8 protein-coding genes are annotated in these 16,959 nt (G+C 61.4%); 2 read left to right on the plus strand and 6 right to left on the minus strand.

All coding sequences use genetic code 11. The features are described from left to right. Positions 1-26: 26 nt before the first annotated feature. The 4 genes from ABE464_RS06025 to ABE464_RS06040 all read right to left on the minus strand — a co-directional run bounded on the left by ABE464_RS06025 (position 27) and on the right by ABE464_RS06040 (position 7,158). Positions 27-839, minus strand: a complete 813-nt coding sequence (locus tag ABE464_RS06025) for a DUF2971 domain-containing protein (RefSeq protein WP_346471191.1) — start codon at positions 837-839, stop codon at positions 27-29. A 222-nt stretch (positions 840-1,061) separates the two neighbouring features. Next, positions 1,062-2,321 carry an RES family NAD+ phosphorylase gene (locus ABE464_RS06030; protein WP_346471192.1) on the minus strand — a complete coding sequence of 420 codons (1,260 nt, stop codon included), beginning with the start codon at positions 2,319-2,321 and terminating at the stop codon, positions 1,062-1,064. 1,679 nt (positions 2,322-4,000) lie between these two features. Next, positions 4,001-5,041, minus strand: a complete 1,041-nt coding sequence (locus ABE464_RS06035; RefSeq protein ID WP_346471193.1) for an ATP-binding protein — start codon at positions 5,039-5,041, stop codon at positions 4,001-4,003. Next, positions 5,041-7,158 carry a DDE-type integrase/transposase/recombinase gene (locus ABE464_RS06040; RefSeq protein WP_346471194.1) on the minus strand — a complete coding sequence of 706 codons (2,118 nt, stop codon included), beginning with the start codon at positions 7,156-7,158 and terminating at the stop codon, positions 5,041-5,043. Before ABE464_RS06040 ends, ABE464_RS06035 begins: the two co-directional genes overlap by 1 nt. 1,422 nt (positions 7,159-8,580) lie before the next feature. Here ABE464_RS06040 and ABE464_RS06045 point away from each other — a divergent pair. After that, a complete protein-coding gene (locus ABE464_RS06045) occupies positions 8,581-14,283 on the plus strand; it encodes an autotransporter domain-containing protein (protein WP_346471195.1) in 5,703 nt (1,900 codons plus the stop codon). Positions 14,284-14,334: 51 nt separating this feature from the next. On the opposite strand, the gene ABE464_RS06050 is transcribed toward ABE464_RS06045, so the two are convergent. Both ABE464_RS06050 and ABE464_RS06055 read right to left on the minus strand, forming a co-directional pair. Further along, complete coding sequence (locus ABE464_RS06050) at positions 14,335-15,066, minus strand: antibiotic biosynthesis monooxygenase (RefSeq protein ID WP_346471196.1); 732 nt, start codon at positions 15,064-15,066, stop codon at positions 14,335-14,337. A gap of 20 nt (positions 15,067-15,086) precedes the next feature. Beyond that, complete coding sequence (locus tag ABE464_RS06055; protein ID WP_346471197.1) at positions 15,087-15,845, minus strand: carboxymuconolactone decarboxylase family protein; 759 nt, start codon at positions 15,843-15,845, stop codon at positions 15,087-15,089. A 169-nt stretch (positions 15,846-16,014) separates the two neighbouring features. On the opposite strand from ABE464_RS06055, the gene ABE464_RS06060 reads away from it, so the two are divergent. Beyond that, a complete protein-coding gene (locus tag ABE464_RS06060; RefSeq protein WP_346471433.1) occupies positions 16,015-16,935 on the plus strand; it encodes a LysR family transcriptional regulator in 921 nt (306 codons plus the stop codon). Positions 16,936-16,959: the final 24 nt, after the last annotated feature.

A 16,959-nucleotide genomic window follows, 5' to 3' on the forward strand; every position in this document is an offset into this window, starting at 1 on the left:
ACACTCGAGAAGGAGGGGCATTGCCCTCAACTCCGGTAGGGGGTTGTCGACCTTTCCACTGGAACACACCATTCGACGTCGCCTCCGTTCGACCGATTGATGCTTTCAATGGAGTTCATGAACATCTTCATCGACACGGTCGAAAGGGCCTGCTCTCTAACCGGGCCGACATGTACGCCTTCTATCGCCTCCGCGGGAATTTCAATTTCAACGTAGGGCACCAGCATTCCATTTCTGGGCCGATACTTGATCTCGCTTGTATCCGGTCGAACGATCATCCGAACCTCGCGTTCTTCTTCAAATCCGGCATCCTTGAAAGTTGCGGCTAGCTCAACCAATGCGACCAGCTGGTCGATCGATTCAAGATCGAGGCATCCACCATTCCGGCCCATGCACTCTGATACCTTGGCGCCCGCTTCCGAAGTAGCCCGCAATGCTCGTTCCAGCTTGGAAGCCTTGGTGTACACGCAGGAGCTAAGCTTCAGATCACAGTCTTGCAAGTACTCTCTATTGAAGCAGACTGAGTAGCCCCCGTACCCACGCCACTGGCTCAGAAGATCATCCTTCTCGCTGAAAGACATAGCAAAAACTGGGTCTTCAAGTCGGGCCGCGTCCTCATACTCGCTGAGTGAACTGGCTAAGTACTCAACTGCCTCCTCGGCATAGCGCCTGTCGTAAAACAGTCCATAAGGCTGTTGCTTCAACGCCGCCTGGAGGAACTCGATTCCGTGCAGCAACTCCGTGGAATCGTTCATGAAACGCAGGTCGGTTAACCAGAGCTTCCGATTGCGGAGTATGGACTGGACGGCGCTTACATCGGTGTAGTGAAATAGCTTCATGGTCTGCCTTTCGATGTTACGAAGGGGGGCGAATGGAGCGTAGCCGGCGCGCGACACGATCGTTTGAAGAGGCTTGAAAGTAAAGGGTCTGGCTACCGAAGCACTGAAGAGGTGTTGCCGAAATGCTAGAAGCCAATACTCATCTGGAGTGCCTAGGCCTGTAGTTCCCTGGTGGTCCAAGGACCACAGGCGTCTTCAGGCACCTCGGGCCGGACCCTTGCGCTACCACCAATCGTCGTACTCACGCTTACTGTCGGCGTCAATCAGGTACGTCTTTCCTCCATGCGTGACGACCGTCAGGACTTCAGAGGTAACCGCAACCGAGCGAATCCGGACGAAGGCGAGACTATTTTCCGCATACGCCACACCAAATCTCTGCGTTAGATCCCCGTCAAAAGGCATATCTCTCGAGAACAGCACAACATTGATGCCTGCAACGTTCTGGGCGGAGCGGAACACAACACCGTCAAACGCAGGCTCGCAGACATGTGCCAAGTACTCGGCCATGGTCTGTGTAATCAGGTAGTCAGCTTCCCTGCCGGGAACAACTGGCGCCGTGACCCACTTGTGCAGCTGTCGAAGCGCACCTAGTCGAATGTGATTTGGTGCGTAATCGGGGTCGAAGAGACTGGTTCCACCTAAGGCGCTCTCAAGAAGGCAGAAATCGAGCACACGCAAGGTGCGTTGGGCCGTAAGCTGGATGACCGCCAAGGTGCTTCCGTTCGCCGGACGCATCTCTGCAACGCACGTGTCTCCATCGGTGGAGGCATAGAGTACGGAAACGCCCTCGGCATTCATACGGCCGCTACGGGCCACCGCAGACGGCGGTGGCCCGACCTCGGCACCGGGGTTGGCGATCACGGAGGATTGTCCGAATTCAGTGTCAACGACGCGCGCTCTGAAGAGCTTCGCATTCGCTGGTAACTCGTAGCAAACGGGCTTTGGCTGTCCCTCACTCCACGCCTGAATCTGACGGATGTCCTTGAACAGTTCGTCAAACATGGCCTTTGCTGTAGGACTAAAGAACCTGCGACCGTGCTTAATCTCGTCTCTGGTCTGATGCCAGCTAGGCAAGTCGCTTGGTTCATAGGTGATGAACCGGAATTGGTAACAAGTCTCCTCGTTCCAGTATGCGGTATCTCCGTCCCATGGATTCCAATCTTCCGCATCTCGGACGGCATCGATTATCCGGTCATGGGCCTTGTAGTGGCAACCGAGGCGCTCTTCGATAATCGCAGACAGGCTCTCGCCGGATTGAGACATATAGCCTTCGTCATCGCCCCCCCCGGTGGACGTCCTGTACTCGTCGCCAACGACGTAGTATTGACGAAGCAATGGCTCCAAGAGCCGGCCGAGATCCTTGAGCGTGATACCCACCGCCTGCTGATCGCACTCTGTGCATGCGACCACCTTGCCCTCCTCGATGCTCTGATCCCTAAGGAAGTCATCTTCGACGCAGCCCTCGCAAAGTCCATCTTCCATATGTAGAACCCCCTTTTGTCATCGGAGATGGATGCCCTCCACAAACTTTCCAAGGGGGGGGGGCGGGCGGGCGTCGCCCATGCACCTGGAAAGCAAGGAAGATCCACCATTCTCACTGCTCGGCCTGCCTCTGATGTTGCTGGAGTGCGCAATTAGCGGCACCGACTTCTGGGGCAACACCCACGGGACTGGGTTCAATACGCAACCATGGCCCGCAAATTGCGGGTAGAAGCAAAGACGTCTGCTTTTGGCCGAAAGATGTCCTTGGCGCGAAGCAGTCAGCGAGTGGCTGAGTGGCGGGGGAGCGGCTATTATGCGACGGGTGCTACACCTATGATGCTTGGAGAGAGGCATCAGTCCCTGTTGTTCTGGCGATGAGCGAGCCAAACCGCTGCCGCCGTAAGCGAGACAATTAAGATCACGATCACTCCGGCAACGATGCTCATCTGTTGAAAGAGCGTCAGGTTGTTCATCATCTGGTCGCCTGAATGGGTAGTGGGAAATATGGCGCGATATCGGAATCAGGCAGCCATTGACACTGCTCTGAGGGACGTTGTTGGCGCGAAAATCACGTATCTCCTTAGTTGAAAGTCTACCGTTGGACGTCTCAAAGACGCAACGTTGCGGCTGGTGTGGCTACAAGTTGCGGGCCGCATGGCTGCATTGCCCGGGCGCTATCTGCCGCGTGAGCTCCGGGAAACTGCTGCGAGCACGCGAAGATGACTGCCTACAAAACCTTGGGCCACTCACCCAGGATGAGCATGAGGTTAGATCAGAGGGCAGGAAGAGCATGCTCGGGGAGAAAGAAGTCTCTCGTGTAAGGACCCCATGGATGTAGGAGGCTATCTATCGGGAGTCCGAGGCGAGCTGACGTTCGTCTGACCATGGAGAGGGTTGGCGGCTGCTCTCGGCGTAGGTAAGTCATGAACTCATGACGTGGCAGCCCTTCGAATCGGTAGCGCTCTCTTTTCTCAAGCCAGACGTAGCAGACGAGTCGATGGATGAAGCTCTTGATCGCTCCCACTTGATAGTCATCAGTCCGGAACATGGAGCTATCGACTAGCTCGACTAGATCTAGCGCGTACTCCTCATGGGCAACTGCTACGCGCGCAGAAGGGTGAACTTGGTCAAAGCGCGTCCCGCAGGCACGACAGGAGTCGGCATACGCTGGGCCCCCAAGCGGCCTTGCGCCGCACTCTAAGCAACGATTGGTGAGTCCCATCCGGTGGGCGTGGCAGGCCTTGACGGCTGAGAAGGACCACACAAGCTTGTGGTGAATCGGGACGCCCTCTAAAGACTGATCCGCGACGCAGCCAGGACACCATTTGCTGAACCGGGAGTAGCAATTCACGGTCCGACTTAGCGCTTTGGATAGGAACATGAAGGTTGAGTTCTTCAGAGCAATCTCGCACTCCGACGCCATTGTTGTGAGAAGCGGAATGACCGAGTGTTCGACTGGGCGCGGTCTATCCAACTGGGGGCCCACTACTGCCGTTATCCTGTCTCCAGGACGAAGCTCCGAGTGTCGGCCCGACCTTCTTGCAATTACCTCGAAGAGGTAGGAAGGAGTGACACTGTGTAGACGTGCAAGCCGGAGCACGTATGAGTGCAGTGCCTCGACATCGCCAGTGTTCTTCCCGATTATTTCCAACGGAAGTAGGCGTGGAGTGGTCTCGTCATCAGATTTCATTGCGGCGTGTTTTCCTCTTGAATGGAGCTGGCTTCTTGCTCGCTCGCACGACCAACGTCGTCGCTGCTTCGGGCATGGCAACGTCCTTTTTTGCTGAAAAGTGGAGTTCTCCACGCCGAATCTCAGCGTTAACCGCGGCAAGCGCTGAGCTAAGCTGCCTGGTCCGAGCCCAATCACCCTGTCCGGGTATCGAGCGGCCTTCAGATCGGCAGGAAGCTAAAGCATTCCGGATCCATCGTGAAAGCGCACCTATGCAGCCCCATGAGCCGTCATGAAGTGCCTCGATGTACTCGTCCATTGCATGCGCGTCCTCATGGATGAGGCTCGAGTAGTGGCGCACTATCCTTGACCATTCGACCATGTCCCTCTCTGACTCCCGGTAGCGGGGGAATTCGATGGTTTGAGATCGGCCGATCAGATGAGGAGCCAAGTTGACCGCGGTGAGAAGATCGTAGGAACCGACGAGAACAAGGCGAACTCCTGTCCTGGCGGCCAGCACCTTGAACGAATCCAAGATTGCACCGGCGGACCTCTCCCCACCTTTCGCGTTCATTACATGGTGGGCTTCGTCTATGACCAGGAACTGCGTACGCCTCGCCACGAGGCATCTCTCGAACGCCGAACGCATCGCACCCTCTGTGGTTCGGCTAAGAAAAGAGTCGCCGAGTCGACCCTCACGTGCAGCGACGTCGGTGCTCAACAGCGGATGGCGGATCGAGTTCAGGCAAGCGCTTAGGAAAGCCTTCGTTGAGAAGGCCCCTGCTGTTGAGTCGTTTCCAGCCGGGACGTAAACAGAGTGCATATGATCCTGCTCATCAGGGGCCTGCTTGGAGTGTGCTCCAAAGACTTGTCGGCTAACACTAGACTTGCCAACCCTGGGCGGTCCGACAAGAATCACTACCTCCTCGGTCAACACTGCGGTCCGAGCTGCTTCCAGATAGCGTCGTGTCTCATCGTAGATTCTGTGTCCAAGACGCTTGGCGACGACGAGGTCAATCTGCTCCGCCAGAGATTTCTCTTGCTCAGCCACTACCAATCCTCGACGGACATTGGCTCAGTGCTAATTGCCTTGAAGCTTCCAAGGGGCAGGGGACAGCTCGTCGGATGTTCCGTTATCAGTTGAGTTTCGTTGGGCTCTGGCGCATGGGGTGAGTTACGAGACCTCTCGCGCCTTTCAATCTCGGCAATGAGCTGCCTATCGGAGTCGGCCTTCATCAACTCTTTCAGTGATGAACCATCTCTCGCCCACACCGCATACGCCATCGCTTCGGCGTGTGACTGCTGCCCTGCTTGGAGCGCAGCGTATGCTTTGCAAACAACCCACTGATCATCGAGCAGTGCATAGAGGATTCGCGGATCCTGGCCGTCGATCCGCGTCGGGACGCGTCTCCCCGCGAAAGCTGCGAGGGCGTCGTGCCACATGTGAAAGTCGCCAGCATGGATTCCCGTGTTCCCCGAGACCTTCAAGGGCTTCTGATTCATTGCAGTTGTGACCAGGAAACTGAGATCGGCCTGAGCTCGTATCCCGCTAAACGGAAACTGTCGTAGCCCGCTTAGCATCTTTGCATCAGGGCATTCGCTGCTTCCGCCTGATGGGCGCCTCCCGATCCACTCACTGAATGCTTCCATCTCGTACCAAAGGTCTACCAAACTAAGCTCTGCCCTTGCCGATGGTTGTCGGTCTGAGGATATGGAGCGAGAGAAGCGAATCGTCTTGATGCTTCCTGGAAGGCAGTCGAGCCAGAACGTTTTTGCTTTACCGAACAGCCGCTCAACCTCACACCCGAACCTTCCGTTTCCCGGTGGGCGAAACATGATGGACATGTTCAGTTGCGCCGCCATTGTCGAGTAATGAACAGATGTGAAGTCTGATCCGTTGTCGCTGATGATTGTTTCGGGAAGCCGCTCGTGCCTGCGTGCACAGTCGCGCAGCACTTGTGAGCTGGTGCCTTTATTGGGAGCGCGTAGTGACATCCCGAATGCAAGGACACATTGGGTGTAGCAGTCGATGAGGACCGTGATCCACGGACGCGCGGTGTAGGTCTTGCCGTTGGCTCTCCCCACCACTACTTCGATGTCTGCTAGATAGTGGTCACATTGAGCGAGTTCGAAGGGACGCATCGCCTTTAGCGCTCGCACTTCTACCGAGGACGGCGATGACTTTGAATTCAGTAGGCGCTTGCCGCCTCTGGATGCAGCCGTTTCCTGTTCAAGCTCGGCAATGATCTTCCGAGCCGTTGTCTTTCCGACGGGACGGTGACCCGGATGGTGCAGTTCCGCGTGAACCTGGTAGCGGCGGTACACCGAAAGTGGACCAGGGTTACTATTGCCTTCAAGGCAACGCTTGAGTTCCTCGCGAGCATATTGCAGGACCGACGCTGGCCGCTTGAGCGTCCTGTTTCCGCTTGATGCGTAACGGGGTGTCAACGCCGCGATTGCAGATTTTCCCTGTGATTCGCCATCTGCACGGCGGAGTCGGAGCCGTCTTGCGTGCTCCTTCTCACTTCTTGTGCGGATCGCGCCTTGAAGGAAGTTCAGGTTTGCGAGTCCCCTTAACAGGTGCGAGCTGCTGGGTATGAGGTCTCTGCTCAACGTGCCTTCGCTCGAAGGAACTATGTGCCTTGAGCGCTCGATTTCCTCGACTAGCTCAGTAGTCAGAAGCTCTGGTGACGCTGCGAGCAGACAAGTGGAGGGACTGCTTAGCGAGTGATTGGAAAGATCAGCAAATATTCGTCCAGACGCAACAAGATGTAACAGTGATGTGCAGTCTTGAGTGTGGATCTTCTGCATCACCTCGGACATCGTCACGACTCTTCTCTGAAAGACATGCGACAGGGCAGCCCGCTCTACCGCCGGATCTGCGGCGGCCAACTCGACCCGACGGAGCGTGAGAAGGTTCTGGGTAACTTGCTTGCAAAGGCGGCTGGACGGGATGACTACATGGCGGATGCCGATCGACGCGAAGAGGTCTCGAGCCGCCAGGTCAACATAGTTGTTGTCACATTTCGTCCAGGAAAGGCGCGTCTCCACCAAATCTTCGAGCTCGGAGGTGTCTTTGACCTGTGCGACGAATAGCCCTGTCTTCCCCAGCACAATGAAGTCAGGCGTGTAGGGATACGGGCGTTTCCCCTTCCGGGTATCACGCACGCACTCCACCGTTGGAGGCTGCTCGTAATAGGCTAGGACGTCTCGGTCGCGCTCTAGCTCTACGGCGTAACAGTGTTCATGCCGACTCTCGAGATTTATCGTGCAGCCCATCTTGAACGACGGGAACTCCACGAGCATAGATGGCCGATTCGGGGCGGTACCGATGTTTCGGCTCACTCCGATGCTCGCCCTCTCGACATAGTCGGCTGCGGCGAATGTCAGCTGATGAGTAGCTGCATAAGCCTTCCGGTCTTCTTCAGTGAACTTCATAGCACCCCGGCCCACAGCAACTAGCTGTAAGGGTTCTTGGGATCAGGCACGGTGAAGCAGGCCCGTGGGAGACGAGACTTGCGGCCTGATGCGTTGGGGGCTAAAGTTGGACCAGCTTCGATAGAAGTGCTGTTCCCAGAGATGCCTCGGTTGCCGCCGGGGCATTTCCTTTTTTAGCCAATGTTTTTTCAGTGGCTATGTCATTGCTTGGTCTCCTCGGTCGCTGTCTCCTCTGCTGCGGGATGACTGGCGCCAAGACTCTCCACCCATGACGCAACGTCAGCCGAGGTGGCGAAGAGACCCTTTCGACCCGGAATGCTGAATAGCGCTATTGGTAGCGCATCCCTTCTGCGCGCCTTCATCAGCGCATCTTTGCTCTTAAACCTGAGCACGCGCGCGACTTCTTCTGAGGTAAGAAGAGCGCCGTAGCGTGTGAGAAGGTCTTGTCGTAGCGCCGAAATAGCGGCCATGGGAGGCGTAGGGCTTGGGTCAGGTAGGCCTACAGTAAGGCGCGCGCTTTGTGTTCGCAAGCGGCTGATATTAAAGAAAAAAAAGAATAAATTGTCTTGGCAAATTGGAAGGATTGCGGGTGGTTGGTTCTAATCCGCGATCCGGTTTAATCGATTCGGTTGGGATGTTCACAGGTGCTCTGACTTAGGCGCCCAGCGCCTTCGAGGTCCTTCGAGTTGGTCCTAGGTAAAGACTGGCCACCATCTATGGCGGCCGGTCTCCCACCAACTATGCGGAGCCGCACACGGTGGCTGGTCGATCGCATGGCAATGCTCCAGTTTCGGGACACCGGGCCGATATGACCGTATGGCCGCCACGCGCGTGCCCGATCGGCCGGTGGGATGGCCGGCTCGACAGCAGAGATCTGGGTGGGACGTGCCGGGAAGGAACCAGGCAGCGGCAGGGGAAGGATCACAATCATTCAGGCGGACGGTCGGTCCTGGGGTACTCCAGGGGCGGTTGCGCTGTTTTCGGCCTTTCCGCGGAGAGGCACTACAAGGCAACAAGGGGTGTCGTGTGTCGTTGATCGTGTCTGCCTGCCGGGCCGCTGGTGTGTGTCCCAAATCCCCAAAGCGTCGCACTCTGCGTCGCCTCACCCTGTTCGCCGCAGCGTTCTGTGGCCTTGCTGCAACCGCGCCTGCGATGGCGGCGCTGTCCAGTGGCTGCCAGGCCATCCAGAACTACTGGGGCAACGGCATCACGGTGAGCGGCGGTAGTGAAGATTATCAAGCGGACTATCAGGTCGCCGAAGGCGAGCGAATCCATTACACGGTGACGTCGTCGGGCAGTACGAATGCGACCGCTGGACCGGGCGGCGGTGGCTTCACCATATGGCAGGCCAACAATGTTACCGACGTGGGTGAGAAGTACGCGGCGCAGAACAATGAGCTGAATCTCAATGACACGCATACCGTGCCAGCCAATTTTCCTGACTACCAGGTGTACCTGTGGTCGGGCACGGGCGGTGGAACGTTCACTGCAAAAGTGACCTGCCAGGCGCCGGCACCTCCGACGATCAGCGACGCACGCATCAGCATCAGTGGCGGGACAGGTACCGGCGGCGCATACAAGATCGGCGATACCCTCACCGCGACGTGGAACAACAGCGCGAGCGGCGACAACAATGCCGGCGTGAGCGCGGTGACCGTCGACTTCAGCCAGTTCGGGGGTGGTTCGGCCATCGTGGCCATCAACAGCGCCGGCATCTGGACGGCGACGTACACCCTCACGGCCGGTTTCATCGACGCCGTCAACCGCAATGTCAGCGTGACCGCAACCAATGGCGGTGGCAGCACCACCCGTGCAGACACCACCAATGCCACGGTGGACACCATGGCCCCGACGATAACCCCTGCAAACATCAGCATCAGCGGTGCGTCGGGAAGTGGTGGCGCCTACAAGATCGGCGACACCGTCACGGCGCTCTGGAACAACACGGCGGGCGGTGACAACAACACCGACACGATCAGCACGGCCAGCGTGAACTTCAGTCAATTCGGTGGCGGTGCCGCTGTCACTGCCTTCAACAGCAGCGGCGTCTGGATGGCAACCTATACGATCGTCGGTGGCGCCATCAATGGTGTGATCAACCGGAATGTCACCGTAACCGCGACGGACAATGCCGGCAACACCACTACCACGGCCGATACCAGCAACGCGACGGTCGACAACCGCTCCCCGTCGGTCAGCAGCATCGTGCGGATGGGCTCCCCTGCCGCCAGCGATGCGGCGGTGGCATTCACGGTGGCCTTCGATGAGACGGTGTCGAATGTGTCCGCGGACGACTTCACGCTCGTCGGTACGGGCAGTGCCAGCGGCAGCATCGTGAGTGTGTCGGCGAGTTCCGGGGCATCGGTCAACGTCAACGTTGGCAGCATCACCGGCTCGGGCACGCTCAAGGTGAATCTCAACGGCGCAACGGACATCGCCGATGCCGCGGGCAACACCGGGGTTGCAGCTTACTCGGCGGGCGCGACCCACACCGTGGCAATGCCTGCCGTACCAGGCGCGCCGGTCATCGGCGCAGCAACCCCCGGCGATGCGCAGGTATCGGTGGCGTTCACCGCGCCGGCCGATGATGGCGGCTCGGCGATCACCGGCTATCTGGTGACCGCGAGCCCGGGCGGTGCCACCGCCGGTGGCAATGGATCCACCACGTCACCGATCGTGGTCACAGGCCTCACCAACGGCACCGCCTACACGTTCGACGTGAAGGCGATCAACGCAACCGGCACTGGCGCAGCCTCCGGCGCGACCGGCGCGGTGACACCGAAGGGCAACCAGTCCATCACGTTCGGCAATCCGGGCACTCAGACCATGGGTACCTCGCCATCGCTCTCGGCGACGGCCAACTCGGGACTCATCCCGGTGTTCAGTTCGTCCACTGGCGGGGTGTGCACCGTCAGCTCGGATGGCACGCTGACCTTCGTCAGTGCCGGCGCGTGCACGATCGATGCCGATCAGGCAGGCGGTCCCGCATGGAACGCGGCGATCACGGTGACGCAGACCTTCACCGTCAATGCAGTGGTGCCAGGTTCGCCGACCATCGGCACGGCCACCGCCGGCAACACCCAGGCCACGGTCACGTTCACAGCACCGTCCTTTACGGGTGGCAGCGCCATCACCGTGTACACGGTGACCGCCAACCCGGGCGGCGCCACTGCGACCGGCGCCGTTTCTCCGCTCACCGTGACCGGCCTGACCAACGGCGTGGCGTACACCTTCACCGCCACCGCAAGCAACGCAGCGGGGGCCGGTGCCGCATCGGCGGCATCCAACAGTGTCGTGCCCGCATCGCCGCAGACCATCACCTTCAACAACCCCGGCACGCAGAACTTCGGTACCACGCCGACGCTGACCGCCACCTCCAGCGCTGGCGCCGGCTATCCGGTCAGCTTCGTATCCGCCACCACCGGAGTCTGTACGATCACGTCCGGCGGCGTGCTGACGTTCCTTTCCGCAGGCACCTGCACCGTCAACGCCGACCAGGGCGGCGATGGCAGCTATCTGGCTGCGCCCCAGGCAAGCCAGTCATTCACTGTCGCTCCGGTGGCGCCGGGCGCCCCGCCCGCTCCGTCGGCCACTGCCGGCGATACCCAGGCCAGTATCGCGTTCGTGCCGCCTGTGTTCACCGGCGGCGCCAGCATCACCGGCTACACGGTCACCGTCAGTCCGGCCGATGTCGCCCCGGTGAATGGAGCGAACTCGCCAATGGTGGTTACCGGGTTGACCAACGGGGTCGCGTACACCTTTACGGTCACGGCAGACAATGCCGCCGGCGCGGGTCCGGCCTCGGCGGCGTCCAGCGCGGTGACTCCCAAGGCCGCGCAGCTCATCACGTTCAACAACCCGGGGACGCAGAACTTCGGTACCACACCGACGTTGACCGCCACGGCAGATTCGGGGCTGACCCCGACATTCACTTCTTCCACCACCGCGGTATGCACCATCACGACCGGCGGCGTGCTGACCTTCGTGGCAGCAGGTACCTGCACCCTGCATGCCGACCAGGTGGGTAACGCCAGCTATCTGCCGGCGACCCAGGTTTCCCAGACGTTTACGGTCGCTGCTGTCGTTCCGTCCGCACCGGGCATCGGTACCGCGGTGGTGACCGGCGCCGGGCAGGTCAGCGTGGCCTTCACCGCCCCCGCCCAGAACGGTGGCGCGGTGGTCACCGGCTACACGGTGACCGCACACCCCGGCGGCGCGACCGCGACCGGCAGCGGCTCGCCACTGCAGGTCACTGGCCTGACACCCGGAACCAGCTACACCTTCACCGCCACTGCCAGCAACAGTGCGGGCACCAGCCCGGCGTCGGCAGCGTCCAATGCCGTCACGCCGGCCCCGGCCCTGGTTGTCGGTCCTGCCACGGCCACCGTCGCCTACGGTGCGGCGGCAACCACGATCACGCTGCCGATCACAGGCACGCCGACCGCCGTGTCGGTGGTGACCCCCCCCAGCCATGGCACGGCAACGGTTAACGGCTTGGACATCGCGTACGTGCCGGCGCCCGGCTATGCGGGTCCGGATAGCTTCACCTACCGCGCCAGCGATGCCTACACCACCTCCGCAGCGGCGGCGGTAGACATCACCGTGTCCGCACCGACGCTGTCGCTGGACCCTGCTTCGCTGGCGTCCACCACGGCCAGCAATGCCTACCGTCACGTTCTGGCGGCCAGCGGCGGTACCGGTCCCTATGTCTATGCTCTTTCCGGTGGCGCATTGCCGGCCGGCGTGCAGTTGTCGCAGGGCGGGGAACTGTCCGGAACCCCCAACGAATCAGGCTCCTTCAGCTTCACGGTGGTGGTGACGGACAGCAGCACGGGCCTGGGGCCGTTCACCGCGAGCCGCAGCTACACCCTCGTGGTGGATGCGCCGACCCTGGTGCTGGACCAGCCGCAACTGCCGCCCGCCGATGGTGGGCAGAACTATCGCCAGCGCCTGACCGCCAGCGGCGGGACAGCGCCCTACCGCTTTGCGCTGCGGTCCGGCAGCTTGCCGCCAGGGCTGCTGCTTGCCGAATCCGGGGACATCTCCGGTGAGGCGACGTCCGCCGGCAGCTTCGATTTCGATGTGGAAGTGACCGACGCCAATGGCTTCAGCGGCCGGCGCAGCTACCGGTTCGTGGTGGAGGCGGGCGTACAGACGATCACAGGCTTTACCGCTACACCGGTCGACCCCGTCTACAGCGTGGGCGGCAGCTTCCGAGTCGCCGCCACCGGCGGTGACTCCGGCAATCCCATCGTGTTTGCCAGCACGACTCCCTCGGTGTGCGCCGTGCAGGGCGACACGGTGACGATGGTATCGGCCGGTCGCTGCGTGCTGACCGCCAATCAGGCCGGCGACACATTGCGTGCCGCCGCAACCCAGCTGCAGCTGGAGGTGAACATCAGCATGGCCACCCCGGTGATCACCTGGCAGGACGATCTGAGAAAGGTGTATGGCGAATCGGACTTCGAGCTGGCCGCGCCGCAGAGCACCAGTCCCGGCGCGTTCACCTTCAGCAGTACCAACACCGCCGTGGCCACGGTCAATGGCCGCAGGGTGAGCGTGGTGGGCGAGGGCAGTACGGTGCTGACCGCGACACAGGCCGCAAGCGGCAGTTACGCAGCGGCGTCGATCGAGCTCCGGCTGGTCGTGGCGGCGCGTCCTGATCCGACCGCCGATGCGCAGGTTGTCGGCAGCCTGCAGGCCCAGGCCGATGCCAGCATCCGCTTTGCCCAGGTGCAGCAGGGCAACATCCGCGACCGCCTGCGTCAGGTGCGGGTCGGCAACAATGCCTCCAGCTTCAACGTCGCCCTGGCCTACGCCGGCGGCCTTGGTGTGCCGGGTATCTCGGTACCGCTGAACAGAGCGGCCGACAGCATGGTAAACGCGATTCCGCGCCTGCCCGATGGCTGGGGTGCGTGGGCAGCCGGTACGGCGAACTTCGGCAAGGCCGGGCGCGGCAGCGGCGGGTTCGACTTCAACACCGGCGGAATCACAGTCGGCGCGGATCGTGCCATCGGCGAGAACGTGCTGCTGGGACTTGCCGGCAGCTGGGGGCGACAGGACACCGACTTCAACAACAGCCCGTCCAGCACCGATGCGGACCAGCGCTCGCTGGCCGTCTACGGCCTGTGGCGCGCGGGCAAGCACGTGTTCTTCGACGGCATGCTGGCCAGCGGTCGGCTGGATTTCGATGTCAATCGCTGGAATGAGTTGGTCGGCGCGTCGGCGCATGGCTCACGCCAGGGCGATCAGTGGTTCGGCTCACTTACGTTTGGTTACGAACATCGCAGTGCCGGCGGCACCACGCTGACCAGCTATGGCCGCTACGATGGGCACCGCGCGAGACTGGATGGCTATCGCGAGCATGGTCTGGATGCGTTCGATCTGACCTACGGTCGTCAGGACATCGACAACAGCAGTGTCGCGCTGGGCATCGAGGGCAACCATGCCTTCCAGGGCAAGCGCGTCAGCTGGCGTCCGCATTGGAACGTGGAGTATCGCAAGGCGCTGGAGAACCGCAGCGAAGCCACGATGAACTATGTGCAGCGCCCGAACGCGAGCGATTACGTCCTCGCGATGCGCAGCTACAACGACGATGCCTTGTCGATCGGCGCTGGCGTGGATCTGCAGCTGGACAGCGGCTGGATGTTCTCGCTGCTGCTCGGTCACGAGCAGGGTCGCAACAGCCTGCGCAGCAACAGCATCGGCGTGCAGGTGCGGTTTGGCGGGCAAGGCGGCGGAGTGTCGCAGGTGGATGCCGATGGCAGGGGGGCGCGTGAGTGCGCGCAGCAGCGTCATCGCGACGCCACCTCGCGTTGTGGCGATCCCCCGGCTGGGGTGCGCGGAGAGCGTTGATCCTTCCGGCGGGCCATTGAGTTTCCGGGCACGTATGACAGCGTGCCCGCTTCAGGGCATGTCGGTCGCATCGAACAACATGTCACCACGGCTTTTCAGTGCGATGGTGCTCACCTCGCTGTGCCCCTTGTCCACCAGCATCTCCGCAGTCCGCTGCAGATAGTCCTTGAAGTGAGGCGTTTGCCGGTGCATGTCATACGCAGCCGCATCGGCGTAGATCTCAAAGAAGATCCACTGCTCCGGATGATCCTGTCGTGTAACGGCATACATCGCCAGTACGCCCGGTTCGATCCGCATGGACTCGCGCATCTCCGCCGTGACGATCCGGGTGAATGCCGGTATATCCGCGGGTTTGACCGTCACATCGACCATCCGGACTTCCGGCGTGTTGCCGCGCTGCATGACCGAGAGACGGTCCGGCTTTTCGGCAAGAAACACGGGTGTTGTTTCCGTCAACGTCTTGTCGGTGATGAGCGGCTGCGTGGCGCGCAGAAAATCGGCGTAATGCGCGGTCGCAAGATGCGTCTTCAACGCGTCCGCATCCGCGTAGATTTCGAAGACGTACGCCACGCCTGGCCGCTGGCGATCAGTGACGGCGTGCATCGCCAGAACACCCGGCTCCGTCTGCAGGGAGGCATCCAGGTTGCGCCGGCCGGCAGCATCGAACGCCTCCTGTCGGCCAGGGTCGGCATGCAGCTCGAACAAACGCACGATGGGCTGCGCGCCGACCTCGGTGCTCCCCAGTATTAGTGACGTCAGCATCAGTGCCTTCCAGCCGGTCATGGCCATCTCCTGTGCAAGGTTCAATTTGCGAGCGTGCCGCGCCGCGCCTGGTCCGCGCGATCGGCGGCCTCGGCACTGACCACGTCGCGCAGCACCGCCACGACGTGCTCCAGCTGCGCCTCGCTGAGCGCCACGTTCCGGCTGATGCGCATGTGCGCCTGCACCTGCGACTCGGTCCCTGTAATGGCAGACAGCGCGGCCACGGTGGCGAGCTCGCGATCACCCCAGTCGAGGTTGTCGCGCGCAAAGATCGCGCCGAACAGATGTTCCTTGAGGTAGCGGTCGATTTGAGGGGAGAACGCGAACAACGGGCCTGCGACCGGCTGACCCGACAACCGGGTCTGGTTGGCGGTGCCGACGGCCAGCATCTGGTCCGGCGCGGGCAGCGCGGTCGGTGCCTTCCCCTGCGCATCGTGGACGCCCTGTGCCTTGCGGTCCTCCACCACCGTCATGAAGGTGCCCAGCGCATTCAATGCGCGCGGAAAGCCTGCATAGGCGTAGAGCTGACCCAGGATTTCCTTGATCTCATTGATCGTCAGCCCGGCGTCCAGCGCGGCGCGCAGGGCCGGTTCGAGGCGGTGAAGATCGCCGGCCGCCGTGAAAGCGGCGATTGGCAGGATGGCCTGTTGGCGTGCGGAGAGAGCCGACTGCGTGTTCATGTGGATATCCGTGGTGTGGGCGGGGGCCGGGTGCTGCGCCAGCAGGGGCAGGGCCATGCCAAACAGAAGTGCCGCAGCGGCAGCCCGCAGGGTGGCGCGGTGGATGAGTCGGCCGTGCATCCGATGATGCGATCGGGCAGCGACAGCAAAGGTGGGGAAAGGCGGGGTGGTCATCGTGCGCTCCTGCTGGGATGGCCCAACATGCGCACCCATGGTGCCGCACCGTTTTATGTGGATAAACCTGCAGGTCGCGAATAGAGTTATAAAAACGGCTTATCAATGGGCGACGATGCGGCGCGAACACTACAACGACCTGCGCGCCCTGATGGCGGTGGCCCAGGAGCGCAGCTTCACCCGCGCGGCCGCGCGGATGGGGGTGTCGCAGGCTGCGCTGAGCTATACCGTGCGGGTGCTGGAGCAGCGGCTGGGGATCCGCTTGCTGACCCGCACTACGCGCAGCGTGACACCGACCGAAGCCGGTGAACGGCTGCTGGCGCAGATCGGGCCGCACTTCGCCAGCATCGACAGCGCTATCGACGACCTGAGTGAACTGCGCGATCGGCCCAGCGGCACCTTGCGCATCAACAGCAGCGATCCGGCCAGCGAACAGGTGGTCTGGCCCAAGCTGCAGCCTCTGCTGGATACCTACGCGGACATCCGGGTGGAGATCACCGACCAGTCCAATCTGGCCGACATCGTCGCGGAGGGGTTCGATGCGGGCATACGCCTGGGCGAGCAGGTGGCCAAGGGCATGATCGCGGTCCCGGTCACGCCGCCGCTCAGGATGGCCGTTGTCGGTGCCCCGGACTACTTCAAGCGGTGCGGAGTGCCGCGTACGCCCCAGGACCTGACCGTGCATGACTGCATCAACATGCGACTGCTGACCCAGGGTGGACTGTATGCGTGGGAGTTCGAAAAGGACGGCCGCAGCGTGAACGTGCAGGTGGAGGGGCGGCTGACGTTGAGCAGTGTGCGCCTGATCGTCCAGGCGGCACTGGAGGGCCGCGGCCTGGCCTGCGTGCCGGACCTGATCGTGGCCGATGCATTGGCGGACAAGCGGCTGATGCGAGCGATGCAGGATTGGTGCCCGCCCTTTCCCGGTTTCCATCTCTACTACCCAAGCCGGCGCCAGAACTCGCCGGCGTTCGCGCTGCTGGTCGAAGCGCTTCGATGGTGTGGTGATGACGCACTGCTGAGAAAACCTCAGTAGTCCATGAACCCCGGGGCTGCTTAT

The sequence above is a fragment of the Stenotrophomonas sp. TWI587 genome, assembly GCF_039674145.1.
Classification (GTDB): domain Bacteria; phylum Pseudomonadota; class Gammaproteobacteria; order Xanthomonadales; family Xanthomonadaceae; genus Stenotrophomonas; species Stenotrophomonas maltophilia_AY.